The sequence below is a fragment of the Rathayibacter sp. AY1C2 genome (genome assembly GCF_002931195.1).
GTDB lineage: Bacteria > Actinomycetota > Actinomycetes > Actinomycetales > Microbacteriaceae > Rathayibacter.
In genome coordinates this window covers 64241-89883 of sequence record NZ_PSWG01000002.1, presented here as the reverse complement: position 1 = coordinate 89883, position 25643 = coordinate 64241, and the positions used below count along the sequence as shown (strand labels likewise).

Below are 25643 nucleotides of genomic sequence, written 5' to 3'. Positions count from 1 at the left end.
CAGGCTTCGGCGCGCAGTGGAGTGCGCCCGCCGGATCCTGGGACGGAGTGCGGGTCCTCTCAGGGATCAGGCGAAGAGGCCGGAGCCGAGGAAGTCGGTCTCGTCGCGGGCACCGGGCGGCACCGCGAACACGGCCGAGCCGACGTGCTTCACGTACTCGTTCAGCGCGTCCGTCGCGAGGTTCCGCTGCACGGTGACGAACTGCTCCGGGGAGCGCTGGAACGAGAGGAAGAACAGCCCCGCGTTCAGGCGTCCGAGCTCGTCGTTTCCGTCGACGAAGTTGTAGCCGCGCCGCAGGAGCCGCACTCCGTTGTTCACGCTCGGATGCGCGAGGCGCACGTGCGACTCCTGATCGATCAGCGGGGCACCGGTGGCGCCGGCCGCTGCGAAGTCCGGCTCGGTGGACTCCGTGCCGCCCGAGAGCGGCGCTCCGGACCCCTTGCTGCGGCCGATGACCCGCTCCTGCTCGCCCAGCTGGCTGCGGTCCCACGTCTCGATGATCATCCGGATCTTCCGCGCGACCAGGTAGCTGCCGCCGACCATCCACGCGGGGCCGTCGGAGGAGGGGACCCAGACGTGCTCCTGGACGGCGTCGGCCTCCTCGGACTTCACGTTCGCCGTGCCGTCCTTGAAGCCGAAGAGGTTGCGCGGAGTCGCCTGGGCGGTGGACGTCGAGGAGGTGCGGCCGAAGCCGAGCTGAGACCAGCGGAGCGAGGCCCGGCCGAACGCGATCCGGCTCAGGTTGCGGATGGCGTGCACGGCGACCTGCGGATCGTCGGCGCAGGCCTGGATGCACAGGTCGCCGCCGCCGGCCGAGGGGACGAGCGCGTCGCCGCGGAAGCGGGGCAGGGCCTGCAGCTCAGGAGGCCGGCGGTCGGCGAGGCCGAAGCGGTCGGCGCCGGACTCGTCCGTGAAGAGGGTGGGTCCGAAGCCGACCGTGACGGTGAGCGACGCGGCGTCGAGCCCGAGCGCCTCCCCGGTGTCCTCCGGAGGAGCCGTGTCCGGCCCGTCCACCGCGCCGTTCTCGCCGACCTCGAAGCCCTGGGTCATCCGGGAGGCGGCGAGCGTCCAGTCCTTCAGGAGCTCGACGAGGTCCTCGCGCGTGGTGCCCGCGGCGAGGTCGAACGCGGCGAAGTGCAGCCGGTCCTGCGCGGCGGTGGTGATGCCCGCCTGGTTCGCGCCGAAGAACGGCACGGTGCGCGGGGCGGAGGAGGCCGTCGCGCTCGCGGACGATGTGACGGCCACCGTGCCGCCCACTCCGGCGGCCAGCCCGGCCGTCCCCGCCGAGACGAGGCCGAGCAGCCCGCGCCGCGAGAGGCGGCGGGGTTCGTCGGCGTGCTGCTCGGACTCCGTCGGCCGGGCTCCCTCGTGCTGCTCGGCGTCCACTATGCGGTCGGCTCCTCGACGCCCAGCACCGTGTGGGTCAGCTGCGAGAGCGGCTCGGAGAGAGCGTTGACCGCGTCCGAGAGCTCCTTCTTCTGCTCCGCGGTGACGGTGGAGTACGCGGCGAAGCCGGAGTCGATCGAGCCGTACTGCGCGAGCAGAGCGTCGAGCTCGGAGAACCGCTGCGTGATCCGTCCGGTGAGGTCGGCGCCCTCGTCGCCGCTGGCGGTCGCGATCGGCTCGACGTTGCCGAACGCCACCTCCGCGCCCTGGACGTTCGCGGCGAAGTCGGTGAGGTCGGTGCTCGACCACCAGTCCTCCTCGCCCGTGATCTTGCCGGCCGCGACCTCGTCGAGCAGGCCGATGGCGCCGTTGGAGATGTCGCCCACCGAGACGGTGAAGCCGGGTGCGTTCACGAGGTCGGCCAGGCTCTGCACGTCGTCGACGAGGCCCTGGCCGAACTGCGCGCGCTGCTCGGGGGTGGAGGGCGCCCAGTCGAGGAGCGCGCTCGTGCCGTCGGAGTTGAGCGCACCCTCCGCGGGGGCCCACAGGTCCTTCTCGATGCGGTGGAAGCCGGTCCAGTCCAGGCCCTCGGCGACGGCGTCGACCTCGCGGTAGTCGATGCGCGGGTCGAGGTCGCCGAACGCCTCCGCGGTCGGCTCGATCCGCTCGTAGAAGACGCGGGTCGACGCGAAGAGGCCGCGCGCCTTCTCGTCGTCGCCGGCCTCGTAGGCCTGCGCGAACTCGGCGACCGCGGGGAGCAGCTCGCCCACCTGCGACTTCACGTACGCCACGTAGTTGGTGACCGCCGCCTCCGTCGCCGCCTTCTCGTCCGCCGACTGCGCGGTGGCCTCACCGGTCACGGTGAACTCGCTCAGCCCCACCGGGGCGCCGACCTGCTGGAACTTGCAGGCGGTGTAGTAGGTGCCCGGCTCGAGCTGAGCGACGTAGGAGACGCTCTGGCCCGGGGTCACGTTCTCCTTCTCGCCCACGATCCGCAGCTTGTCCTCGGCCAGGATCTCGAACTCGTTGACGTCCGAGCCGCCGTTGGTCAGTGAGAACGTCACCGCTCCCGCCTCGGCGGTCGCCGTCGACACCTCGCAGGCGTCGTCCCTGATCGCGACGTCGAGCGCGACGGAGGAGGAGGACGCGGGGGTGTTCGGCACGCAGCCCGTGAGGATCAGCGCCAGGGCGCCGGCGCCGGCGAGGCCGAGGGTGACGCGGGGGAGGGTGGGACGAGCGCGCGAGGACATGCTTCTCCTGGATCGGGGCGAGTGCGCCGGCGGTGCCGGAGCGGGTCAGACGGAGGTGGGAGCGGGAGCGGCGACCGGGGCCGCGCTGCCTCGTCGCGGGCCGCGCAGGCGGACCTGGCGGACGAACAGGGCGCCGACGACGACGAGGTAGAGCAGCCAGGCGGCGAACTGCAGAGCGGTCGGCTCGGGCGTGTAGTTGAAGAGGCCGCCGACCACCGCGGTCACGGGCGGCGGGAGGATCGGGCCGAGCGAGAACAGCGGGGTGCCCCAGCCGGGCAGGAGCGACGCCTCCTGCAGGTCGCCGACGCCGTAGGAGAGGACGCCGGCCGCGACGAGGATGAGGAAGCCGCCCGTCCAGGTGAAGAAGCGCCCGAGGTCGATCCGGACGAAGCCCCGGAAGATCAGGTACGCGATGACGACCGAGCTGAGGATGCCCAGCAGCGCGCCGACCGTGCCGACCCACGCGCTGGATCCGGACCCCGCACTGCTCGAGGACACGCTCGCCCAGACGAAGAGCGCCGTCTCGATGCCCTCGCGGCCGACGCTGATGAAGCCGAGGACCACGATGCCGAGGGCCGAACCCGCGACGGCGCCGTCGAGCCGGGACTCGAGGTCGCCCTTGAGGCTGCGGGCGTTCGCGCCCATCCAGAAGATCATCCAGGTGACCAGGCCGACCGCGAGGATCGAGAGGCCGCCGCCGATGAGCTCCTGGGCCTGGAACGACAGGGTCGAGGGGCCCCAGGTGAGGATCGCACCGGTGACGAGCGAGATCGCGATCGCCGCGGCGATGCCGGTCCAGAGCCGCGGCAGCACGTCGCGCCGGCCGAGCTTGGTCAGGTAGGCCACGAGGATCCCGACCACGAGGCCGGCTTCGAGGCCTTCGCGGAGGCCGATGAGGTAGTTTGCGAGCACGCGTGTTCTCTTGGTCGATGGTGGACGAGGAGGGGGCGACTCCCGCCCCGAGTCGATCCGGTCGGCGGGCCTCCGTTGTTCGGTAAGCCTTGCCTAACCCGGGTCGACTGTAGTCCGCTGCTCGGTCGCTGTCCAGAAGCGCCCGCAGCGGAGGCCGCGCAGGACGAGAGGCGGAGAGTGGACGCGGGCCGGGACGCAGCAGCGGAGCGGGTGGTGGCGGTGCACGCCCACCCCGACGACGAGACGATCACCATGGGCGGGACCCTGGCGCGGCTGGTGGCGCAGGGCGCCTCCGTCACCGTCGTCACCGCCACGCGGGGGGAGTGCGGCGAGGTCATCCCCGAGGACCTCGCTCCGCTCGAGGGCTCGGCCGAGCTGGCCGCGCACCGGACGACCGAGCTCGTCGTCGCCCTGACGGCCCTCGGCGTCGCCGACCACCGCTTCCTCGGCGAGGCGGGTGCCCGCGCACCCGGCCTCGCTCCGCGGGTCTACCGGGACTCCGGCATGCAGTGGGGCCCCGGCCGCGTCCCGGTGCCGCTCGAGCCGGTGCATCCCGCGTCCTTCACCGCCGCGCCCGAGGACGAGGAGGTGGCTGATCTCGTCGCCGTCCTCCGGCAGGTCGACGCGGGCGTCGTGCTGTCCTACGACGCGGGCGGCGGCTACGGCCACCCGGACCACGTCCGCACCGCCCGGGTCGCCGAGCGCGCCGCCGAGCTGCTGGGCCTGCGCTTCCTCGCCGTCCTCCCCGACGCGGCCCCGCCCCTCCCCGGGGACGTCGTGATCGAGCTGTCCGCCGAGGACCACGCCCGCAAGCGCGCGGCCCTCGAGGCGCACGCGACGCAGCTGGTGGTCGAGGGCGACGATGCCCGCCTCTCGAGCGGTCCGCCGTTCCCCATCGGCCGCATCGAGCGCTTCCGCCCGGTCGCGCAGGCGGGGCGTCCGGCGCCGCTGCCGGAGGAGCGTCCGACGCTGGGATCGCGCGTGCTCTCGGGCGTCGCCGGAGTCCTGGTCGGCGCGGTGGTCGGAGCGATCACGACCGTCGCCCATCAGAGCACCGTGTCGGTCGGCGGTGTCGTCCTCCCGGTCGGCCTCGCCGCCTCCCTCGCCGGCGTGCTGCTGCTCCTGCTCGGGCTGCGCCTCGTGCTCATCGACCGGTTCGTCGCGTTCTGCACCGCGATGGGCCTGCTCGGGATGATCGGGCTGCTCGCCCTGCGCAGCACCGGCGGATCCGTCCTCGTCCCGGCGAACGGCCTCGGCGTGGCCTGGACCTTCCTCCCCGCCCTCATCGCCCTCGTCGTGATCGCCTGGCCGCGGCTGCGGGCGGCCGCTCCCGCCGCCGCCCCGCGGCCAGCGGACGCCGACGCCCCGTCGGCCCCCGTACGATAGAGACACTGTTCGAAGGGACCTGGAGCACCGTGACCTACGTGATCGCACTTCCGTGCGTCGATGTCAAAGACCGCGCCTGCATCGACGAGTGCCCGGTCGACTGCATCTACGAAGGCGAGCGCTCGCTCTACATCCACCCGGACGAGTGCGTGGACTGCGGTGCCTGCGAGCCGGTCTGCCCCGTCGAGGCGATCTACTACGAGGACGACCTCCCCGAGGAGTGGTCCGACTACTACAAGGCCAACGTCGAGTTCTTCGACGAGATCGGCTCCCCGGGCGGAGCCGCCAAGGTCGGCGTGATCGCCAAGGACCACCCGGTCATCGCGGCGCTGCCTCCGCAGAGCCACTGAGGCCGCTCCCGTGGCCCTCTGCGCGCTGCCCGACTACCCCTGGGACCTGATGGCGCCCTTCGCCCGCACGGCGGCGGAGCACCCCGGCGGGATCGTCGACCTGTCGATCGGCTCGCCGGTGGACCCGACGCCCGCCCCGATCCGCGACGCGCTCGCCCGCGCGACGGACTCGCACGCGTACCCCACGACCGTGGGCACCCCCGCTCTGCGCGAGGCGATCGCCGCCTGGTACGCGCGGCGGCGCGGAGTCGAGGGCCTCGGGATCGACGAGGTCCTGCCGACGATCGGCTCCAAGGAGCTCGTCGCCTGGCTGCCCTTCCTCCTCGGACTCGGGGAGGGGGACGTGGTCGTGCATCCGCGCGCCGCCTACCCGACGTACGCGATGGGCGCGGCGATCGCCGGCGCCGAGGCGCTCGCCTCCGACGACCCCGCCGAGTGGCCCGCGACGACACGCCTGGTCTGGCTCAACTCTCCCGGCAACCCCGACGGCGCCGTGCTCGACGTGCCCGCCCTGCGGCGCGCCGTCGCGCGTGCCCGTGAGCTGGGCGCCGTGATCGCGGGGGACGAGTGCTACGCCGAGCTCGGCTGGGACGGCCGCTGGGCCGACGAGCCGATCCCGAGCGTCCTCGACCCGCGCGTGGTGGGGGAGGACCGCACCGGGGTCCTCGGCGTCTACTCGCTGAGCAAGCAGTCGAACCTCGCCGGGTACCGCGCCGCCTTCGTCGCCGGGGACGCGGCCCTGATCGCGCGCCTGGTGACCGTCCGCAAGCACGCGGGCATGATCGTGCCCGGTCCGCTGCAGGAGGCGATGATCGTCGCCCTCGCCGACGACGAGCACGTCGCCGCGCAGAAGGAGCGCTACCGCTCCCGCCGCGACCGCCTCCGGCCCGCCCTCGAGTCCGCGGGCTTCCGGATCGACCGCAGCGAGGCCGGCCTCTACCTGTGGGCGACCGAGGGCCGCCCGGCCTGGGAGTCCATCGACCGGCTCGCCCGCCTCGGCGTCCTCGCGGGCCCCGGCGTCTTCTACGGGGACGGCTTCCCCGAGCACGTGCGCCTCTCGCTGACGGCCTCCGACGAGCGGATCGACGCGGCCGTCGAGCGCCTGTCCGGCGGCCTCTGAGGCGCTCGACCCGGCCGATCCTGGCGGGTTCCGACAAGGCCCCGGCCCCAGCGCTGGGCGATGTCACAGTGCCCCCGCTTTGCCCATAGGCTGTATGTGGTTCGGTCGACGGCGCCTCGCGAGGCCCCGGCTGCACCACGATCCAGACCCGGCGCCGCCCGCTCCGCGCGAGCGCTTCCGGGGTGCGACCGCGACGACCTGGGAGGCGTTGTGACCGAATCCGGCACGCAGAGCGACGGAACCGCGACGGTGGGCTCCACGGAGCCCGCGACCGGGAGCGCCACGACGCCGCCTCCCGCGCCGGCGGAGCAGGAGCTCCCCGAGAAGGTCACGCTCACCTTCGGCGACCGCACCGCGGACTTCCCGGTCCTGCGCAGCGTCGACGGCTCCTCGAGCATCGACTTCTCGACCCTGTCGAAGCAGACCGGCTTCATGTCGCTCGACTACGGCTTCGTGAACACGGCGGCGACCAAGTCGCAGATCACCTACATCGACGGCGACCAGGGGATCCTCCGCTACCGCGGCTACCCGATCGAGGAGGTGGCCACCAACGCGACCTACCTCGAGGTGGCCTGGCTCCTCATCTACGGCGAGCTGCCGACGGCCGACGAGCTCGCGGGCTTCGACGAGCGCATCCGCCGCCACACGCTCCTCCACGAGGACCTCAAGCGCTTCTTCGACGCGCTCCCGCACAGCGCGCACCCCATGTCGGTGCTCTCGGCCGGGGTCTCGGCCCTGTCGACGTACTACGAGGACAGCTCCAACCCGAAGGATCCGGAGGCGGTGGAGCTCACCACGATCCGCCTCCTGGCGAAGCTGCCCGTGATGGCGGCGTACGCCCACAAGAAGGCGATCGGCCAGGCGTTCCTCTACCCGGACAACTCGCTGAGCTTCGTCGACAACTTCCTCCGCCTCAACTTCGGAACGATGGCCGAGCAGTACCAGGTCGACCCGGTGCTCTCGAAGGCGCTCGACCGCCTCCTGATCCTCCACGAGGACCACGAGCAGAACGCGTCGACGTCGACCGTCCGCCTCGTCGGCTCGACCGAGGCGAACCTCTACGCCTCCGTCTCGGCAGGCATCAACGCCCTGTTCGGCCCCCTGCACGGCGGAGCGAACGAGGCGGTGCTCACCATGCTCGGCCGGATCCGCGAGTCGGGCGAGAGCGTGTCGACGTTCGTCGAGCGGGTGAAGAACAAGGAGGAGGGCGTGCGCCTGATGGGCTTCGGCCACCGGGTGTACAAGAACTACGACCCGCGCGCGAAGCTGGTCAAGGAGAGCGCCTCCGAGGTCCTGCAGGCCCTCGGCGTGAAGGACCCGCTGCTCGACATAGCGATGGAGCTCGAGGCCCTCGCTCTCGAGGACGACTACTTCAAGGAGCGGCGCCTCTACCCGAACGTCGACTTCTACACGGGCGTCATCTACAAGGCGATGGGCTTCCCGACCCGGATGTTCACCGTGCTCTTCGCGATCGGCCGCCTGCCCGGCTGGATCGCCCACTGGCGCGAGATGAACACCGACAAGCAGACCAAGATCGGCCGCCCGCAGCAGCTCTACATGGGCTCGCCCGAGCGCCACTGGCCGACCGACCGCTGACCGGTCCCCGAGAGCCCGTCCCCGCCGGGGAGGCGGGCTCTCGCCGTGCGGCGCACCCGCCTCTCGTCGGCCGTCCGAGGCTCGAACCTCTCCTTCGAGGCGGGACGCAGAGCGGCGTGGTCGCCGCGGACTCGATCAGCACGGTTCGTCCCAGGGTGCCGCCTGCTGGGCCCGGCGGCGCCGGACGCCCGCCCTCAGGCGTGCAGGGCGGCGTTCAGCTCGATGCCGGCGCCGGTGCGGGGGAGGACCTCGACGGCACCGGTGAGGGAGTTGCGGCGGAAGAGCAGGTTCGGCACGCCCGAGAGCTGCACGGCCTTCACGGTCTGCGGGGCGCCGTCGGCGCGCGGCGCTCCGCCGACCACGACGACCTTGGTGCCGGCGGTCACGTAGAGGCCGGCCTCGACGACGGTGTCGTCGCCGAGGGAGATGCCGATGCCCGAGTTCGCACCCAGCAGCGCCCGCGCGCCGATCGAGACGCGCTGCACTCCTCCGCCCGAGAGGGTGCCCATGATGGACGCGCCGCCGCCGATGTCCGAGCCGTCGCCGACCACGACGCCCTGCGAGATGCGCCCCTCGACCATCGAGCTGCCGAGGGTCCCGGCGTTGAAGTTGACGAAGCCCTCGTGCATCACCGTCGTGCCGGGTGCCAGATGCGCCCCGAGGCGGACGCGCGAGGTGTCCGCGATGCGCACCTTCGCCGGGGTGACGTAGTCGGTCAGCCGCGGGAACTTGTCGATGCCGGTGGCCTGGATGCCGTGGCGCCGGAGCGAGGGGCGCAGGCGAGTGAACGACTCCGGCGAGACCGGACCGGCGTTCGTCCACACCACGTTCGGCAGGTGGGCGAAGACGCCGTCGAGGTTCACCTCGTTCGGGCGGACCAGGAGGTGCGAGAGCAGGTGCAGCCGCAGGTAGGCGTCGGACGTGGAGGCGGGCGGCGCCTGCACGTCGATCTGCAGCGTGACCACGTCGATGCGGACCTCGCGGCGCGGATCCTCGCCGGCCTGCTCCTCGAACTCCGCCGGCACGATCCAGGGGTCGCGGCCGGCCGGGATGGTGCCGAGGCGGGGCTCCGGGAACCAGGTGTCGAGGACGGTGCCGTCGGCGGCCACGGTGGCGAGCCCGTAGCCCCAGGCGGAGGCGGGCGCGGAGGAGTCTGCGGAGTGCTCGAGGGTCATGCCGATCAGGGTAGCGCGGAGCGTCCGGCCGCTACCCTGGGGCGCATGGCCGATCCGACCACCGCCCCTCCGCTCGATCTGCGCACCGATCCGGTCGCCCTGACGCGGATCCTCTGCGACATCCCGTCCGTCTCGGGCGACGAGCTCGAGATCGCGGACGCGGTGCAGTGGGCGCTCGAGCAGTACGACCACCTCGAGGTCATCCGCGACGGCCACACGGTCGTGGCGCGGACGAACCTCGGCCTCGCCCAGCGCGTCGTGATCGCCGGGCACCTCGACACGGTGCCGGTCAACGGCAACCTGCCCGTCGTCGCCGAGACGATCGACGGCGTCGAGCACCTCATCGGCCGCGGGACCGTCGACATGAAGGCCGGAGTGGCGGTGCAGCTCGTCCTCGCCGCCGAGCTCTCCGATCCGGCCGTCGACATCACCTGGATGTGGTACGACAACGAGGAGGTCGCAGCGGACCTCAACGGCCTCGGCCGTCTCTCCCGGCACCGCCCCGACCTCTTCTCCGCCGACTTCGCCGTGCTCGGCGAGCCGACCAGCGGAGCAGTGGAGGGCGGCTGCAACGGGACGCTCCGGGTCGACGTGGTCACCCGCGGCGTCCGCGCCCACTCCGCCCGCAGCTGGGTCGGCGAGAACGCGATCCACGCGGCGGCGCCGATCCTCGACCGCCTCGCCGCCTACGTGCCGCGCGAGGTCGAGGTCGAGGGCCTCGTGTACCGCGAGGGCGTCAACGCCGTGCGCGTCACCGGCGGGGTCGCGGGCAACGTGATCCCGGACCTCTGCACTGTGCAGGTCAACTACCGCTTCGCCCCCGACCGGTCCGGGGAGGAGGCGCTCGCCCACCTCGAGGAGCTCTTCGAGGGGTTCGAGGTGACGGTGGACGATCTGGCCGAGGGCGCCCGCCCGGGGCTGGACGCACCTCTGGCCCAGGCCTTCCTCTCGGCCGTCGGAGCCGAGGCGAAGCCCAAGTACGGCTGGACCGACGTCGCGCGGTTCTCCGCCATGGGCATCCCGGCTGTCAACTACGGACCGGGCGACCCGCTCCGGGCCCACGCCGACGACGAGCGCGTGGCGGTGCACGAGATCACCGAGTGCACCGAGGGCCTCCGCCGCTGGCTGACCGCGTCCTCGTGAGCGCGAGCGCCACGGCCGTCCCCGTCCGCCTCCGCCTGCGCCTCGTCCCGTGGTGGGCGCGGGTCCTCCTGGTGTACATCGCGACCCGCGTGGTCACGACGGTGATCCTGCTGCAGTTCGCCGCGCACCAGCTCGCGAACCCGTGGACCGGACCCTCCCCGTCCTACTCGGCCTTCGCGTCGATGTGGGACGGCCGCTGGTACGAGATCATCGCGGCCACCGGGTACCCCGGCTTCCTGCCGATCACGCAGGACGGCCACGTGGGGGAGAACGCCTGGGCCTTCATGCCGCTCTACCCGGGCGTCGTGAAGGCGCTGATGGCGCTCACCGGCTTCACCTGGGCTCCGGCCGCCGTGACCGTCTCCGTCCTGTGCGGAGCCGGAGCCTGCCTCGTCCTGTACCGCCTCTTCCGGCACTCCCTCGGCGAGTCGCAGTCGCTGACGGCGGTGCTGCTGTTCTGCGTGGCGCCGACCTCGCCGCTGATGCAGCTCGCCTACGCGGAGTCGATGGCGATGCTGCTGACCGCGGTCACGCTCCTCCTCCTGGTGCGGCGGCGCTGGCTCGCGGTCGTGCCCGTCGTGCTGCTGCTGGGCCTGACGCGGCCGAGCGGGCTCGCCTTCGCCGCCGCGCTCGGCCTGTACGTCGTCTACCGGTTCGTCCGGCGCCGCACGGAGCCGTTCCCGCGGTCGGAGTGGCTGCCGGCCGTGGGCCTGACGGCGTGGGGGCTCGTGGTCGGCTTCCTCTGGCCCGCCGTGGCGTGGGCCGTCACCGGGTCGATGACCGCGTACACCGACACCGAGCTGGCGTGGCGTGCGGTCTACATCGGCTACCAGGAGCTGCTCCCGCTGACCCCGTGGTTCCAGGGCGGCGCCTGGTGGGGCTCGTGGTGGTTCGGTGCTCCGGCCGTCGGCGTCGTGCTGGTGGTGCTCCTGCTGGCGGCGTTCGTCGGGATCCTCGCCGCACCGTGGACACGGCGGCTCGATCTCTTCAGCCGGGCCTGGGTCGCCGGGTACGGCGTCTACCTGCTGGCGTTCTTCTTCCCGCAGTCGAGCACCTTCCGGCTGCTGGGCCCGATGTTCCCGCTCGTCGGAGCGCTGGCGGTGCCGCGCTCGCCGGTCTTCCGCGTCGCGCTGGTCCTGCTCGGGATCGGCGGCCAGATCGTCTGGATCTCGATCTGCTGGGCCGTCGCCGGATCGGACTGGACCCCGCCGTGATCGTGCCGAGCGCCCGCCCGGCGCGGTGCTCCTCCGGGGACTCCCGACTCCCGCACGGGTATGCTCGTCGGAATGTCTCCCCTCACGCCAGCCGGTGAGCCGCGACACGCGTCGCCCCTCCTCCGGCCGACCCGCCGGCGAGCCGCGGCGACACCCGCCCGCTCCTCGCTGACGACCCCCTCCTCGACGGACCGCGGGCTGCTCGCGTGAGCGCCACCGCGATCGCGCCGGAGACGGAGGACGCCTCTCCGTCCCGCTCCCGCTGGGGTCTGCTCCGGAGGATCCCGTGGTGGATCCAGGTGCTCCTGGTCTTCGCCGTGTCCCGGGTCGTCACGACCGTGATCATGCTCCGTGTCGGCGCCGTGCGTCAGGGCGTCGAGTGGACGGGACTCCGCGACACCTACGTCCGATTCGCGACGACGTGGGACGGCGGCTGGTACGAGCGGATCGGGATGACGGGGTACCCGTCGGTCCTGCCGCTCTCGCCGTCCGGAGCCGTGGAGCAGAACCCCTGGGCGTTCATGCCCGTCTACCCGTTCACCGTCCGCGGCCTGATGAACATCACCGGGCTCGACTGGGCGAACGCGGCGGTGCTCGTCGCCCTGGTCTGCAGTGCAGCGGCGTGCCTGGTGATCTACCGGCTGTTCCGCGTCTCGCTCAGCGAGGGCCAGGCGCTGATGGGGATCGTCTTCTTCTGCGTCGCTCCGACGTCCCCGATCCTGCAGATAGGCTACGCGGAGTCCGGCGGCATCCTCCTGACGGCCGTGCTGCTCCTCCTGCTGGTGCGTCGCAAGTGGATCTGGACGTTCCCCGTCGTGCTGGTCGTGGGGCTCCTGCGCCCGAGCGGCCTCGCCATCGCGGCGATGACGGGCCTCTACTTCCTCTACCGCGTCTGGCGCCACGTGCGCGGCTCCGAGCCGTTCGCCCGCCGGGAGTTCGCCTTCACGGTCTCCCTCACGGTCTGGTCCCTCGCGGTGGGCTTCGCCTGGCTGCTCATCGCCTGGGCCGTGACCGGCTCCTTCACCGCCTACACCGACACCGAGCTCGCCTGGCGCAGCGTCTTCATCGGCGAGGGCGAGCTCATCCCCTTCACCTCCTGGTTCGCCGGCGGGGGCTGGTGGGGAGGCCTCTGGTTCGGCTCGCCGATCACGGGCATGGGCATCACCGTCGTGGTGGTGCTCGGATTCCTGGCGATCCTGTTCTCGCGGGCCACGCGCAGCCTCGACGTCTTCTCGCGGCTCTGGGTCGGCGGCTACGCGATCTACCTCTTCGCGTTCTTCTACCCGCAATCGAGCACGTTCCGCATCCTGATGCCGATGTTCCCGCTGGCCGGGGCGCTCGCGGTGCCGCGGTCGACCCTCCTGAGGGTGTTCGTGGTGGCCGCATCGATCGTCGGGCAGATCGTCTGGGTGCTGCTGTGCTGGGTGTTCACCCCGGGCGACTGGTCCCCGCCGTGATCGGCTGACGCCCGACTTCCGGGCGCGGTTCGGAACACCCCCGCGGATGCACGATAATAGGGGGATACGTCACGAAAGGGGAACTCTATGGCGGCCATGAAGCCGAGGACCGGAGACGGACCGATGGAGGCTGTTAAGGAGGGCCGACTCATCGTCGTGCGCGTTCCGCTCGAAGGAGGCGGACGCCTCGTCGTCTCGGTCAACGATGCAGAGGCGAAAGAGCTGCACGACGCGCTCGCGTCGGTGGTGTCTCCCGCCTGATCCGCACCGTCGTGAACGCCCGTCGCACACCGTGTGGCGGGCGTTCCGTCTGTCCCCGGTCGGCCGCGCTCGTCAGGCGCGGCGCTTGTTGGCCTGCAGCAGGCCGTCGCCGATCGGCGAGAGCACGCTGACCACGGCGGGGGAGGCGCAGACCTCGGCCACCAGCGTGCGGAACGCCGTCGCGATCTCGTCGCGCTGCGCGGGGTTGGCCACGCGTCCGCGCCAGAGCGCGTGGGGGACGAGGACCGTCCCGCCCGGACGGACGAGCCGCAGCGCGTGCTCGACGTTCTCGATGACCTGCAGCGGATCGCCGTCGACGAAGACGATGTCGTAGGAGTTCTCGTTCATGCGGGGCAGCACCTCGAGGGCGCGGCCCGGGATGAGCCGGAGCCGGTTGGGCGAGATGCCCGCCTCGTGGAATTGGGCGCGCGCGTGCTGCTGGTGCACCGCCTCGGAGTCGATCGAGGTGAGCATGGCCTCGGGGGCGCCGTCGAGCAGCCACAGGCCGCTCACTCCGGTGCCGGTGCCGATCTCGATGATGGAGGTCGCGCGCGCCGCGGCGGCGACCAGCGCGGCCTGCGCGCCGATCGAGGGGGAGACGGCGTCGATGCCCAGCTCGACCGAGAGCCGGCGGGCCGAGGCGATGGCCTCCGACTCGACGACCGCGTCCTCGGCGTACTTCCAGTTGGCATCCTTGTCGGACACGGGGGCGCTCCTCTGATCGGTGCACCGGGCGGATCGCGCCCGGGCATCGTCAGGGTACGGTGGCGCGCGGGCTCCGCGAGGGAGGCGCGGCGGGTTAGTGTTGTCCTCGTGTTCGGTCTGACGTTCGACAAGCTCCTCATCATCGGGGTCATCGCCGTCTTCGTGCTGGGTCCCGACCGCCTCCCGCACTACGCCGCCCAGCTCGGGCAGCTCGTGCGCAAGGTGCGCGGATTCGCCACGCAGGCCCGGGAGCGCGTCAAGGACGAGATGGGCGACGAGTTCAACGACGTCGACTGGAAGAAGCTCGACCCGCGCCAGTACGATCCCCGCCGCATCATCCGCGACGCCCTGCTCGAGGACGATCCGGCCCCCACCGTGAAGCCGCCCACCGCTGTCGCTGCTCCGGTCGTGCCGGGCGGCACCGGCTCCGCGCAGGACAGCTACTACACGACGATGCAGCGCTCCGTCTCGTCCGGCACGCTCTCGAGCGTCGCGCCGCCGCCGATCGACTCCGAGGCCACCTGAGCCCTGCTCCGCGAGGAGCGCCGGGCGGGCGTCCCGACCGACGCCGTCCGCACCAAGCCGCGCGGAGGCGTCAGCCGACGGCGAGCGGAAGCCGACGGCCGGTCAGTCCCCGCGGCCGCGCGGCGAGCGTCGCCGCCAGGGCGTCGATCGCCCGGGCGGCAGGATCCTCCGGATCGCCGACGACGACGGGTACGCCCTCGTCGCCCCCCGCCCGCAGCGCGACGGAGATCGGCAGCGACGCGAGCAGCGGCACCTCGTCGCCCGTCGCAGTGAGCCGACGCGCGACCTCGGCCCCGCCTCCGCTGCCGAAGAGCTCCAGCACCGAGCCGTCGGGCTGCGGAAGCCCCGACATGTTCTCGACCACTCCGACGATGCGCTGACCCGACTGGCGGGCGAGCGCGCCGCTGCGCTCGGCCACGTCGGCGGCCGCCGGCTGCGGGGTGGTGACGATGAGGACCTCCGCATGCGGGAGCAGCTGCCCGATGGAGATCGCCACATCCCCCGTGCCGGGAGGCAGGTCGAGCAGGAGCACGTCGAGGTCGCCGAAGTACACGTCGGTGAGGAACTGGGAGATGGTGCGGTGCAGCATGGGTCCGCGCCAGGAGACGGCCGCCCCCCGGGTGTCGCCTTCGAGGAACATCCCGATCGAGATGACCTTCACGCCGTGCGCCACCGGCGGCAGCATCAGCTCGCCGACGCGGGTGGGCCCCGCGACGCGCCCGTCGTGCATCAGGCCGAGCAGGCCGGGGATGGAGAAGCCGTGCACGTCGGCGTCCACGAGGCCGACCGCGAGCCCCCGCTGAGCGAGGGCGACCGCGAGGTTGGCGGTGACGGTCGACTTGCCGACACCGCCCTTGCCGCTGGTGACCGCGTACACGCGGGTGAGCGAGTCCGGGCCGAAGGGCATGCTCCGGCGGCCGCCCTGGAGGCGTTCGGTGAGGGCGGTGCGCTGCGCCGGCGTCATGACTCCGACCACGACGTCGACCGCCGTGACTCCGGGAGCCGAGGCCGCGGCCTCGCGTACGTCGCGCTCGATCGCGGAGGCGGCCGGGCAGCCGACGATGGTCAGCCGGATCGCGACGCGGACCGCTCCGTCGACGGCCGCCTCGACCGACTCGAGCATGTCGAGCTCGGTGATGGGCTTCCGGATCTCCGGATCGACGACCCGGGCCAGCGCCGTCCTGACGGCGGTCTCGATGGCGGCGACGTCAGGCATCGCGCCGCTCGGGCTCCTGCGCCCGATCCTTCTCGAGCTCCTCGAGCAGGCCGCGCAGCTCCGAGCGGATGAAGTCCTTGCTCGCCATGTCGCGGATCGCCAGGCGCAGGGCCACGACCTCGCGCGCGAGGTACTCGGTGTCCGCGAGGTTGCGCTCGGCCCGCTGCCGGTCCTGCTCGATCTGCACGCGGTCGCGGTCGTCCTGTCGGTTCTGCGCGAGCAGCAGGAGCGGCGCGGCGTAGGAGGCCTGCAGCGAGAGGATCAGCGTCAGCACCGTGAAGCCGAGGGCCTGAGAGTCGAAGCGCGCGTCCGCGGGCCCGTAGGTGTTGAACATCAGCCAGAAGACGCAGAAGATCGTCATCCCGACCAGGAACCACGGCGTGCCCATGCCGCGGGCGAACGACTCGGTCAGGCGGCCGAAGCGGTCGCTGCTCGGGCGGTTCCGCCGCGAGAGGACGCGGGTGCGCAAGCCCTTGGGAGCGTCGAGGCGCCGGTCCTGCTTGGTGTCCCTAGCCACGCGCACCCCTCCGTCCCCGTCGTGTCCTGCCTGTCGCCGCGGGTGCCGGCGGCACGAGCGGGACGCCCTGCGTCGCCGTCGTCACCGGCTTCCTCGGTTCGTCGTCGTCGCCGTGGCTGCGCCAGTCGTCGGGGAGGAGGTAGTCGAGGACGTCGTCGATGGTCACGACGCCGACGAGGCGGTGGGACGCGTCGACGACGGGCACCGAGACGAGGTTGTAGCTGGCCAGTATCCGGGCGACCTCGGCCGCCGAGGTCTCGGGCGTGATCGGGTCCATGCTCTGGTCGAGCAGGGTGCCGAGGCGCTCGTGCGGCGGGTAGCGGAGCATCCGCTGGAAGTGCACCATGCCGAGGAAGCGGCCGGTCGGCGGCTCGTAGGGCGGCAGTGTGACGCAGACGGCGGCGCCGAGTGCCGGGGCGAGCTCGTGGCGGCGGATGAGGGCGAGACCCTCGGCGACGGTCGCCTCGGAGGAGACGATGATCGGCTCCGTGGTCATCAGACCGCCGGCGGACTCCGGAGCGTAGGTGAGGAGCATGCGGACGTCGTCCGCCTCCTCGGGCTCCATCAGCTCCAGGAGCGCCTCGCCGCGCTCCTCCGAGAGCTGGGCGATCAGGTCGGCCGCGTCGTCCGGCTGCATCTGGTCGAGGACGTCGGCGGCGCGGTCGTCGTCGAGCCGGCCGAGGATCTCGACCTGCTCGCTCTCGGGCATCTCCTCGAGCACGTCCGCGAGGCGGTCGTCCGAGAGCTCGCCGGCGACCTCGAGCATCCGCTGCTGCGGCAGGTCGAGGAGCGTGCTGGCGAGGTCGGCGGGCTTGAGCTCGGAGAGGCTCGCGACGTACTGCTCGGCGGACTGCGCCTCGGTCGAGACGCTCTCGCGGACCTCGCGCCAGCCGGCGAAGGCGGTCGCGCCCTTGGCGAAGGGGGAGGGGCTGGTCTTGGGCCGGCGGACGAAGAGCTGCGCGAGCTCCCACTCGCCGGGAGCGGCCTCCTCGATCGCGACGTCCTCGACGACCGCGTCACCGGAGCCGTCCACGAAGCTCACCCGGCGGCCGAGGAGCTCGGCGATGACGCGGACCTCGCCGCCCCGCTGCTCGAAGCGGCGCACGTTGATCAGCCCGGTGGTGATGATCTGGCCGCTGCCGATGCTGGTGACCCGGCCGATCGACACGAAGACGCGACGGCGCCCGGGGATCTCGACCACCAGGCCGACCACCCGCGGGGCGTCGTTCTGCCGGTAGACCAGGAGCACGTCGCGGACCTTGCCGACGCGATCGCCGGCCGGGTCGAAGACACTGCATCCGGCCAAGCGCGCGACGAAGACTCTGGCGGAACTCACGGCTACAAACCTAGTCCCGTGCAGCCGGGCGGACGCCGAGCGTTCCCGGCTCACCCTCGGCCGGTTCTCCGAATCCGTTCAGAGACCTTCAAGTGGCCTGTGCGATTCTGTCCGGGTGACTCAGCAGACGCCGTTCAGCGGCCGAGGGCCGGCCTTCCCCACGATCCCGCGCGGGGAGATCCTCGCCACGTTCGACACGTACCAGGAGGCGCAGGCCGCCGTCGACGTGCTCGCCCGCGCCGACTTCCCGGTGCGCCAGCTCGCCATCATCGGCAACGAGCTCAAGAGCGTCGAGCGGGTGACCGGCAAGCTCACCTGGGGCCGCGTCGCCCTCGCCGGAGCGGCCTCCGGCGCCTGGCTCGGTGTCTTCCTGGGCCTCCTGCTCATCATCTTCTCGCCGACGACGGAGTTCTCCTTCCTCATCGCGGCGGTCCTCCTCGGCGCCGGCTTCGGGATGCTCTTCGGGCTCGCCTCCTACGCCGTGAACCGCCGCCGTCGCGACTTCACCTCGACCATGCAGGTGATCGCGACCAGCTACTCCGTGCTCGTGGACCCCGAGGTGGTCAACCGCGCGCGCAACCTGCTCGACGGCGGCACCTCCCCGGCGGAGGCGCCGCAGACGGCCTGGGCTCCGCCGCCCGCTGCGATCGGCGACCCGCAGCCGCAGCCCGTCCGCCCCGAGGACGACCCGCGCTGACGATCCTCCACGAAGGCCCCCGGTCCGCCGGGGGCCTTCGTCGTTCCCGGGGCGGGGCGGCTCAGGCGGAGCCGACGGGCGGGAGGACGATGTCGACCGCGAGACCCCGGGGGGAGCGGTTGACCAGGGCGACCGTCCCGCCGGCCGAGAGCACGGTGGTGTGCACCAGGGCCAGTCCGAGACCGCTGCCGCCGGAGGCGAGGGTCCGGGAGTCGTCCGGGCGGGAGAAGCGGTCGAAGGCGACCGGGATGAAGGCGTCGGGCATCCCCGGTCCGTCGTCCGAGACGCTGAGCATCAGGCGCCCGTCCGACTGCGAGAGGGAGGCGACGATCATGCCGCCGCCGTTCATCGCCTGGATCGCGTTCCTCACGAGGTTGTCGATCACCCGGCCGAAGTCCTGGGACGCGACCGCGTAGAGCCGGGCCGGCTCGCGCTCGTCGATCTCGTAGTCGATCTCCACCCCCGACTCCGAGGCGAGCAGGCGGGTGCGGTCGACGGCGCCCACCAGCTCGTCGACGAGCTCGGCGAAGGGAGCGGTCGGGCGGACGGTGCGGCTCTCGATGCGCGAGATGTCGAGCAGGGCGGACGCGAGGCGCACGAGCCGGTCGACGCTCTTCTGCGCGTCGAGGATGACCCGGTCGACCGCGACCGGATCGTCGACGCGGTGGTGGGCGATCTCGAGCTGCGCGGAGAGCGCGGCGAGGGGAGTGCGGAGCTCGTGGCTCGCATCCGACACCATCTGCTTCTCCCGGGCCAGCGACGCGGTCTGCTTGGTCAGGAACGCGTTCAGCGTCACCGCGAGCTCGTCGATCTCGTCGCGCGTGCCGACGACCGGGAGCTGGTCGCCCTGCCCGGGCTCGGCGGCGATCTGATCCGCGCGCGCCCGCATCCGGCGCACCGGGGCGAGGGCCGCGCCCGTCAGGATCCACGAGGCGAGCCCGAACGTGACGACGAGGAAGATCGCGGCGTAGACGAGCACGTGGGCGAAGTCGTCGAGGACGAGCTGCGACGCGGCCTGATCGCGGGCGGAGGCGACCTGCCAGACGCCGCGATCGCTCTCGATGGCCGTGAAGCGGACCAGGTAGCTGCCGTTCGCCGTCGTCACGTCGGCGTACCGGGGCGAGGTGTCGGCCGGCTCCTCCGCCAGAGCGCTGAACACCTCGCCGCTCAGGCGCGAGGGCATGGTCGAGGTGCTGACGCTCCCGTCGGGCGCGAGGGCGAGGAACAGCTGACCCGTCGACGAGCCCTGCGTGCGCGGGACGTTGCCCGCCGAGATGTCGCGGCGGACCTCGTCCTCGATCGACATCAGGATCGTCCGCTCACTGCGGTCGACGATGCCGGTGACCACCTGGTAGAAGAGCAGCGCCGCGAGCGCGAAGAGGGCGGTCGCCACAGCGACCGTTCCCACGGTGATCCTCGCGCGGATCGAGAGCGCGCCGACCCGGCGGCGTGCCGTGCTCATCCGCGACACGGGCTACTCGACCGGGCGGAGGAAGTAGCCCTTGCCGCGGACGGTCACGATGCTGACGCCCGTGTCCTCGGTCGGGAGCTTCTTGCGCAGGTAGCTGACGTACTGGTCGACGATGTTGTTGTCGACGATCTCGCCGCCGCCCCAGATCTCGGAGAGGATCCGCTGGCGGGTCACCACGGAGCCGACGGGAGTGATGAGGAGCTTGAGGAGCTCGAGCTCCTTCGGGCTGACGTGGATGCGCGAGCCGTCGGCGGTGCGCCGGATGCTCGATCCGTCCACGGTGATGCGTCCGACGTCGATCGAGGTGGACATCAGCGACGGGCTGCGGCGCAGGAGGGCCCGGAGGCGCGCGTTGAGCTCGGTGAACGCGAACGGCTTGGTCAGGTAGTCGTCCGCTCCGGCATCGAGGCCGAAGACGCGGTCCTCGATCGCGTCCCGCGCGGTCAGCAGCATGATCGGCGTGGGCCGGCCGAGCTCGCGGATCCGGCGGCAGATCTCGAAGCCCGACATCGCCGGCAGCATGACGTCCACGATGGCGGCCGAGAACTCGGCGTTGCTGAACGCGACGAGCGCGTCGATGCCGTTCGTGGTGAGCACGGCGTCGTAGCCGGCGTCTTCGAGGCCGCCGACGAGCGCCTCACCCATGGCTGGATCGTCTTCGACGACAAGGATCTTCACGCGCTCACCCTACGGCCCGGCTCCCAGGAGGACGCACTGGGCGGGCCGTGTGTCGATCGGATGCGGGATCGACCCATCCGATCGGCGCTGGGCGACGAATGAGGAGTGACAGACCGCTCGGGGGCGTGGCGGGAGAGGCGCGATCAGTGGCGCAATTCTACTCTTCTCCCCCCGTCGGCCCGATGATACTGTTCGCGAAGTTCACCTCTACCGTCACCCGAAGGCGGCACAAACATGCTCAATATTCTTTCCATCTGGGCGCGTCTCGCGCTGTCGGTCCTCCTGTGGATCGTCCTTCTCCCCGTCATGCTCGTCCTGCTGCCGTTCCGCACGGGCAGGAGCGCCTCGCTCCCCGCCCTGCGACCGGCGCCGGTTCCCGCACAGACGGTGGCGATCGACACCCGGAGCACCAGCGGCGCGTACTAGGCCCACTTCCCGGTCGTTCCGGGCCCGACGCCCCGCTCCCATGAGCTCCGGCGTCGTCCGCCCACCGATCCCCGACACCCGAACAGCCGTGCCTCTCTCCGCCAGGAGGGGGCGCGGCTGCTCGTCGTTCCCCGGGTCGATCCCGGCTGACCGACAGATGTCGATTTCGGCTACTCTCGATCGCGAGCCGCGTCAAGCCCTTCGCAGAATCTCAGGGACTGGCAATGCAGTGCTCGCACATGGTTCACCGATCGGAAGGAACACGGATGCTTCGCGCCACGCTCGACATCGCTGGGATCCAGCTCGATTCGACCACGGGAGCCCCCGTGCGCCCCGACACCCCGGTCTCGGTGGTCGCGTCGGCGCCTCAGAGCCTGATCTCGCGGATGCTCGGATGCCGCCGCTGCGAAGCCTGCGGAGCGGCCTCGGCCCGTCGCCGCGACGGCTTCTGCTCGGCCGACTGCGCCGGCACCTTCCACCTCTACGAGTGAGCCCGACCGGCCGAGTGCCGGTGGTGAACGTCCCGAAGGCCCGTGATCGACGATCGCGGGCCTTCGTGCTGTCCGGGGAGGGTCGGAGCGCCGGGTGAGGAGCGCCACGGTCGGACTCGGTCGCCCACCGGGTGACGCCGCTCGGTCCGTGGTGGAGGGGTGCGCCTCGAGGGGCGTCGAGCACCGGAGCTGAGCGCCCATGTGCGAGGGAGGAGAGCGGAGGACCGCGGATGTGCCCCCAGTAGGATTCGAACCTACGCCCCTGCCTCCGGAGGGCAGTGCTCTATCCCCTGAGCTATGGGGGCCAGGAGTGCCTGACCACATTAGCACCCGGGCGGGGCGGGCCCCGACGCCGGGAGCCGTCCTCGCGCATGCCACGATGGAGCCATGCTGCGCACTGTCTCCGCCTCGCTGGATCTGCGTCTGAACGGCCCGACCGACCTGATCTTCCTGGTGGCGGCGACGCCCACGGGCGACTCGTTCGAGGACTCCTTCACCGTCCGGCTCGACGGGCAGGACGTGCCGGTGCGGGAGTTCCCGGCGCGGCACGGCGCCCGCGTGCACCGCGTCGCGGGGAACGAGGGCGACCTGCGGGTCGAGTACCGGGCGCGGGTCGCCGGCCACGGCGCTCCGGACGAGCCGAGCGAGCTCGAGCTCGTCGAGTACCTGCGGCCGAGCCGGTACGCCGAGGCGGACGTGCTCGGAGGGATCGCCCGGCGCGAGTTCGGGCGGGCCCGGGGCTTCGAGGCGCTGACGGCCGTCGAGGAATGGGTGCACGGCCACCTGTCGTACGTCTACGGCTCGACGGTCGGCACCGGGGGAGCGGCGCAGGTCATCGAGAGCGGCCAGGGCGTGTGCCGGGACTTCGCGCACACGGTCGCCGGGCTCCTCCGTGCTCTCGACATCCCCGCTCGGGTGACAGCGGTCTACGCGCCGGGCCTCGAGCCGCGGGACTTCCACGCGGTCACGGAGGCCTGGGTCGGCGGCGCCTGGCACGTCGTGGACGCGACCCGGCTGGCTCCGCGCGGGTCGATGCTGCGCATCTCGTCCGGCCGGGACACGGCCGACACCGCGTTCCTCAGCAGCTACCTGACGGACCTGCGCCTGACCGGGATGAGCGTGGAGGCCGACTGCGACGCGGCGCTCGTCGACGACCACGTCTCGCCGGTGCGCCTGGGCTGACGCCGGGGCTCAGTCGGCGAGGACGCCGATCGCCGACCGCACGAGCGGCTCGGGGTCGCCCGGCTCGACGAAGGAGGCGCTGGACGCCTCGATCCAGTACTCGCCGACGAAGGCGTCCGCGACGCCCCGCCCCTCGGCCACCTGGTAGTAGCCCTCGATCTCCGGCGGCTTGCCGTAGGTGGGGACGGCCTTGCTGTTGGTGAAGAACTCGTTCTTGAGCGCCTCGATCACCGCGGGGTCGAGGTGGGCCACGGCCAGCTGCAGCTCCGCGCCCGAATCGTCGGACCATCCGCAGACCACGCCGTCGTACTGGGCGATCTCCTCGGAGACGGCGGTGGTCCCGATGCCGTCGTCCGGGGAGAATCCGCCCCACAGGCCCGCGAGCGCCGAGGCCGGGACCAGCTGCTCGCAGGCGAGGGGGATCGGCGTGCCGCTGACGGCGCCGCTCGCGCTCGGCTCCGGGTCGGCCGCGGGGGAGCAGCCGGAGGGGCCCGCCGCGGCGAGGGCGACGAGGAGGAGGGCGGCGGGACGGCGCATGCGTCGCACCCTAGCAACGCCGCCCTGCCGAGCGGCCCCACGGTGCAGGAGGGACGGGGGGCGCGGGCGCGGCGGCCGGTAGAATCGCTCCCCGTGACTCCCGAACAGCTCGCCGCCTCCCTGCACGCCCTCGTCCTCGACGCCGTGCAGCGACGGGGGAGCGATGCGGGTGTCGAGCTCTCGGACGTCGTGCTGGAGCGCCCGAAGAACCGCGACCACGGGGACTGGGCCTCGAACATCGCGATGAAGCTCGCGAAGCGGGTCGGCGCGAACCCGCGCGAGCTCGCCGCCGAGCTGGCCGAGGGGCTGGGCGCGGTCGAGGGCGTCGCCACGGTCGAGGTCGCCGGTCCCGGCTTCCTCAACGTCCGGCTCGAGGCCGCGGCCGCGGGTGCCCTGGCCGGCGCGATCGTCGAGGCGGGCGAGGCCTACGGCACCGGGTCCGCCTACGCCGGCGTCCGGATGAACCTCGAGTTCGTCTCCGCCAACCCCACCGGCCCCATCCACATCGGCGGGACGCGCTGGGCGGCGGTCGGCGACAGCCTGGCACGGATGCTCCTCTCGCAGGGCGCCGAGGTGACCCGCGAGTACTACTTCAACGACCACGGCGCGCAGATCGACCGCTTCACGCGGAGCCTCCTCGCCGCCCACCGCGGCGAGCCGACCCCGGAGGACGGCTACGGCGGCGCCTACATCGGCGACATCGCCGAGCGCGTCGCCGCCGCCTACCCGGGCGACCTCGCCGTCCTGCCCGAGGAGGAGCTCGCCGAGACCTTCCGCTCCATCGGCGTCGAGCTGATGTTCGGCGAGATCAAGCAGAGCCTGCACGAGTTCGGCGTCGACTTCGACGTGTACTTCCACGAGAACTCCCTGCACGAGTCGCGTGCCGTCGACCGCGCGATCGAGCGCCTCCGCGAGCTCGGGCACATCTTCGAGGCGGACGGCGCCACCTGGCTGCGGACCACCTCGTTCGGCGACGACCGCGACCGCGTCATCATCAAGAGCGACGGGGAGGCGGCCTACATCGCGGGCGACCTCGCCTACTACCTCGACAAGCGCGAGCGCGGCTTCGATCGGGCGATCATCATGCTCGGCGCCGACCACCACGGCTACATCGGCCGGATGATGGCGATGTGCGCGGCGTTCGGCGACACCCCGGGCGTGAACCTCGAGATCCTGATCGGCCAGCTGGTCAACCTGCTCCGCGACGGCGAGGCGGTCCGGATGTCCAAGCGGGCGGGGACCGTCGTCACGATGGAGGACCTCACGGAGGCCGTCGGCGTGGACGCCGCGCGCTACTCGCTGGTGCGCTCCTCGGCCGACTCGACCCTCGACATCGACCTCGACCTGCTGACCAAGCGGAGCAACGACAACCCCGTCTACTACGTGCAGTACGCCCACGCGCGCACCCGCCAGGTCGCGGCGAAGGCCGCGGCGTCGGGCGTCCCCGTCGAGCCGTTCGCGCCCGAGACGCTGGTGCATCCGACCGAGTCGGCGCTGCTCGGCGGCCTGCAGGAGTTCCCGCGCATCGTGGCGCACGCCGCGGAGCTGCGCGAGCCGCACCGCGTCGCGCGGTACCTCGAGGAGGTCGCCGGCCTCTACCACCGCTGGTACGACAACTGCCGGGTCGTGCCGCAGGGCGAGGACCCGGTCGAGGCCGTGCACTCGACCCGGCTGCGCCTGAACGAGGCGACCGGGCAGGTGCTCCGCAACGGGCTCTCCCTGCTGGGCGTCACGGCCCCGGACCGGATGTGAGCGCGTCGGGGGCGGCGCCGCGGCGGCGGCGCGGGGGACGCGCGGCCGTGGTGGTCGTCGTCGTGCTGGTGCTGCTCGTGGTCGCGGCGGTGGTGGGCGACTCGCTCGCCCGCCGCGCCGTCGCGGACCGCGCCGCCGCGAGCCTCCGCGAGGCGCTCGCACTGCCCGCGGACCGGGCGGTGGACGTCGACGTCGCCGGCTGGGCCGTTCTCCCGCAGCTCGTCTCGGGGCGGCTGGACCGGCTCGACCTGCGCAGCTCGGACGTGACGTTCGGCGAGCTCGACGGCGACGTCGCCGCGACCCTGATCGGGGTGCCGGTGAGCGGCGTCGGAGCGGTCGAGTCCGGCAGCACGACGGTCGCGATCGACGCGGCCTCGGTCTCGCGGCTCGTCACCGAGCGCAGCACCGTTCCTGTCGACGAGGTGACGCTGGACGCTCCGCTCGTGCGCGTGACCGCCTCCGTCGAGGTGCTGGGCCTCCGGCTCGGCGCGGGCGTGGGGATGGAGCTCGCCGCCGTGGACGGCGCCATCCGGCTGACCCCGGCCGAGATCTCCGCCGCCGGTGCGACCTTCTCGGCGACCGACTTCCGCGACCGCTTCGGCGCCGTCTCCGGCGACCTGCTCGCTCCGTCGTCCGTGTGCATCGCGGACTCGGTGCCGCGCGGACTGACGCTGACCGGGGTCGAGGTCGCCGACGAGTCGCTGAACGCGAGCTTCGCGCTCTCTCCGACGTTCCTCAGCGACCCCGCGGAGCAGGAACCGGGCACCTGCGCCTGAGCCCGCGCGGCGCCGCCGCCCCGGACCGGTAGGATCGGAGCCCTGTGCCGGCGTCTTCCGCGGGCCGAACACTGACATCGCTGG

At 72.4% G+C, this 25643-nt stretch carries 26 protein-coding genes and 1 tRNA gene; 15 read left to right on the top strand and 12 right to left on the bottom strand.

What is annotated here, in order from left to right; all coding sequences use genetic code 11:
- Window positions 1–66 precede the first annotated feature (66 nt).
- The 3 genes from efeB to efeU are packed head-to-tail and all read right to left on the bottom strand — an operon-like array spanning window position 67 to window position 3548.
- On the bottom strand, window positions 67–1386 hold the full coding sequence (gene efeB / locus C5C55_RS02055) for an iron uptake transporter deferrochelatase/peroxidase subunit (protein ID WP_104232743.1): 1320 nt from the start codon (window positions 1384–1386) through the stop codon (window positions 67–69).
- The gene (gene efeO, locus C5C55_RS02050) at window positions 1386–2636 is read right to left on the bottom strand and encodes an iron uptake system protein EfeO (protein ID WP_104232742.1); all 1251 of its coding nucleotides are present in this window, start codon (window positions 2634–2636) and stop codon (window positions 1386–1388) included. The genes efeB and efeO overlap by 1 nt, the downstream gene beginning before the upstream one ends.
- Window positions 2637–2681: 45 nt before the next feature.
- Window positions 2682–3548 (bottom strand): iron uptake transporter permease EfeU, encoded by an 867-nt coding sequence (efeU, locus tag C5C55_RS02045; RefSeq protein ID WP_104232741.1) that lies wholly within the window; start codon window positions 3546–3548, stop codon window positions 2682–2684.
- A gap of 177 nt (window positions 3549–3725) precedes the next feature.
- Here efeU and C5C55_RS02040 point away from each other — a divergent pair, with 177 nt between their 5' ends.
- The 4 genes from C5C55_RS02040 (at window position 3726) to C5C55_RS02025 (ending at window position 8000) form a co-directional block, all read left to right on the top strand.
- Window positions 3726–4934, top strand: a complete 1209-nt coding sequence (locus C5C55_RS02040) for a PIG-L family deacetylase (protein ID WP_104257079.1) — start codon at window positions 3726–3728, stop codon at window positions 4932–4934.
- Window positions 4935–4963: 29 nt separating this feature from the next.
- Window positions 4964–5284, top strand: coding sequence for a ferredoxin (gene fdxA / locus C5C55_RS02035; RefSeq protein ID WP_104222984.1), 321 nt, complete (start codon window positions 4964–4966; stop codon window positions 5282–5284).
- A 10-nt stretch (window positions 5285–5294) separates the two neighbouring features.
- Entirely contained in the window at window positions 5295–6404 is a 1110-nt protein-coding gene (gene dapC, locus C5C55_RS02030) for a succinyldiaminopimelate transaminase (protein WP_104232739.1), read from the top strand.
- Between the two features lie 210 nt (window positions 6405–6614).
- Window positions 6615–8000, top strand: a complete 1386-nt coding sequence (locus tag C5C55_RS02025; protein ID WP_258059270.1) for a citrate synthase — start codon at window positions 6615–6617, stop codon at window positions 7998–8000.
- Between the two features lie 194 nt (window positions 8001–8194).
- On the opposite strand, the gene dapD is transcribed toward C5C55_RS02025, so the two are convergent.
- Complete coding sequence (dapD, locus tag C5C55_RS02020) at window positions 8195–9175, bottom strand: 2,3,4,5-tetrahydropyridine-2,6-dicarboxylate N-succinyltransferase (RefSeq protein WP_104232738.1); 981 nt, start codon at window positions 9173–9175, stop codon at window positions 8195–8197.
- 45 nt (window positions 9176–9220) lie between these two features.
- Between dapD and dapE the strand changes: the two genes are divergently transcribed.
- From dapE to C5C55_RS02000, 4 genes are all read left to right on the top strand, one after another.
- A complete protein-coding gene (gene dapE / locus C5C55_RS02015) occupies window positions 9221–10318 on the top strand; it encodes a succinyl-diaminopimelate desuccinylase (RefSeq protein ID WP_104232737.1) in 1098 nt (365 codons plus the stop codon).
- Window positions 10315–11532, top strand: a complete 1218-nt coding sequence (locus tag C5C55_RS02010; protein ID WP_258065206.1) for a hypothetical protein — start codon at window positions 10315–10317, stop codon at window positions 11530–11532. Before dapE ends, C5C55_RS02010 begins: the two co-directional genes overlap by 4 nt.
- 206 nt (window positions 11533–11738) lie before the next feature.
- Window positions 11739–12989, top strand: a complete 1251-nt coding sequence (locus tag C5C55_RS02005) for a hypothetical protein (RefSeq protein ID WP_104232736.1) — start codon at window positions 11739–11741, stop codon at window positions 12987–12989.
- Window positions 12990–13076: 87 nt separating this feature from the next.
- Window positions 13077–13250, top strand: a complete 174-nt coding sequence (locus C5C55_RS02000) for a DUF3117 domain-containing protein (RefSeq protein ID WP_068208299.1) — start codon at window positions 13077–13079, stop codon at window positions 13248–13250.
- A 72-nt stretch (window positions 13251–13322) separates the two neighbouring features.
- On the opposite strand, the gene C5C55_RS01995 is transcribed toward C5C55_RS02000, so the two are convergent.
- Window positions 13323–13955, bottom strand: a complete 633-nt coding sequence (locus C5C55_RS01995; RefSeq protein ID WP_104222989.1) for an O-methyltransferase — start codon at window positions 13953–13955, stop codon at window positions 13323–13325.
- A 108-nt stretch (window positions 13956–14063) separates the two neighbouring features.
- On the opposite strand from C5C55_RS01995, the gene C5C55_RS01990 reads away from it, so the two are divergent.
- Window positions 14064–14480 carry a twin-arginine translocase TatA/TatE family subunit gene (locus C5C55_RS01990; protein ID WP_146076468.1) on the top strand — a complete coding sequence of 139 codons (417 nt, stop codon included), beginning with the start codon at window positions 14064–14066 and terminating at the stop codon, window positions 14478–14480.
- 70 nt (window positions 14481–14550) lie between these two features.
- On the opposite strand, the gene C5C55_RS01985 is transcribed toward C5C55_RS01990, so the two are convergent.
- Genes C5C55_RS01985 through C5C55_RS01975 form a run of 3 tightly spaced genes read right to left on the bottom strand, consistent with a single transcriptional unit; the run spans window position 14551 to window position 17549 of the window.
- A complete protein-coding gene (locus C5C55_RS01985; RefSeq protein ID WP_104232735.1) occupies window positions 14551–15696 on the bottom strand; it encodes an Mrp/NBP35 family ATP-binding protein in 1146 nt (381 codons plus the stop codon).
- A complete protein-coding gene (locus tag C5C55_RS01980) occupies window positions 15689–16213 on the bottom strand; it encodes a DUF1003 domain-containing protein (protein ID WP_104222991.1) in 525 nt (174 codons plus the stop codon). Before C5C55_RS01980 ends, C5C55_RS01985 begins: the two co-directional genes overlap by 8 nt.
- Window positions 16206–17549 carry a magnesium transporter MgtE N-terminal domain-containing protein gene (locus C5C55_RS01975; protein ID WP_104225554.1) on the bottom strand — a complete coding sequence of 448 codons (1344 nt, stop codon included), beginning with the start codon at window positions 17547–17549 and terminating at the stop codon, window positions 16206–16208. Before C5C55_RS01975 ends, C5C55_RS01980 begins: the two co-directional genes overlap by 8 nt.
- A 115-nt stretch (window positions 17550–17664) precedes the next feature.
- On the opposite strand from C5C55_RS01975, the gene C5C55_RS01970 reads away from it, so the two are divergent.
- Entirely contained in the window at window positions 17665–18246 is a 582-nt protein-coding gene (locus tag C5C55_RS01970) for a general stress protein (protein ID WP_244230618.1), read from the top strand.
- 61 nt (window positions 18247–18307) lie between these two features.
- Here C5C55_RS01970 and C5C55_RS01965 read toward each other — a convergent pair whose 3' ends face one another.
- A complete protein-coding gene (locus C5C55_RS01965) occupies window positions 18308–19708 on the bottom strand; it encodes a cell wall metabolism sensor histidine kinase WalK (RefSeq protein WP_146080874.1) in 1401 nt (466 codons plus the stop codon).
- A gap of 12 nt (window positions 19709–19720) precedes the next feature.
- Window positions 19721–20395 (bottom strand): response regulator transcription factor, encoded by a 675-nt coding sequence (locus C5C55_RS01960; RefSeq protein ID WP_258062636.1) that lies wholly within the window; start codon window positions 20393–20395, stop codon window positions 19721–19723.
- 234 nt (window positions 20396–20629) lie between these two features.
- Here C5C55_RS01960 and C5C55_RS01955 point away from each other — a divergent pair, with 234 nt between their 5' ends.
- Entirely contained in the window at window positions 20630–20821 is a 192-nt protein-coding gene (locus tag C5C55_RS01955) for a hypothetical protein (protein ID WP_104232732.1), read from the top strand.
- A gap of 266 nt (window positions 20822–21087) precedes the next feature.
- Window positions 21088–21312, top strand: a complete 225-nt coding sequence (locus C5C55_RS01950; RefSeq protein ID WP_104232731.1) for a hypothetical protein — start codon at window positions 21088–21090, stop codon at window positions 21310–21312.
- Window positions 21313–21545: 233 nt separating this feature from the next.
- On the opposite strand, the gene C5C55_RS01945 is transcribed toward C5C55_RS01950, so the two are convergent.
- A tRNA-Arg gene (locus C5C55_RS01945) sits at window positions 21546–21617 on the bottom strand.
- Between the two features lie 82 nt (window positions 21618–21699).
- Here C5C55_RS01945 and C5C55_RS01940 point away from each other — a divergent pair.
- The gene (locus C5C55_RS01940) at window positions 21700–22494 is read left to right on the top strand and encodes a transglutaminase family protein (RefSeq protein WP_104232730.1); all 795 of its coding nucleotides are present in this window, start codon (window positions 21700–21702) and stop codon (window positions 22492–22494) included.
- A gap of 9 nt (window positions 22495–22503) precedes the next feature.
- Here the strand turns inward: C5C55_RS01940 and C5C55_RS01935 are convergent, their stop codons facing one another.
- Window positions 22504–23031, bottom strand: a complete 528-nt coding sequence (locus C5C55_RS01935) for a hypothetical protein (protein WP_104232729.1) — start codon at window positions 23029–23031, stop codon at window positions 22504–22506.
- 93 nt (window positions 23032–23124) lie between these two features.
- On the opposite strand from C5C55_RS01935, the gene argS reads away from it, so the two are divergent.
- A complete protein-coding gene (argS, locus tag C5C55_RS01930; RefSeq protein ID WP_104222999.1) occupies window positions 23125–24783 on the top strand; it encodes an arginine--tRNA ligase in 1659 nt (552 codons plus the stop codon).
- Between the two features lie 47 nt (window positions 24784–24830).
- Complete coding sequence (locus C5C55_RS01925; protein ID WP_181067731.1) at window positions 24831–25559, top strand: LmeA family phospholipid-binding protein; 729 nt, start codon at window positions 24831–24833, stop codon at window positions 25557–25559.
- The last annotated feature ends 84 nt before the right edge of the window (window positions 25560–25643 follow it).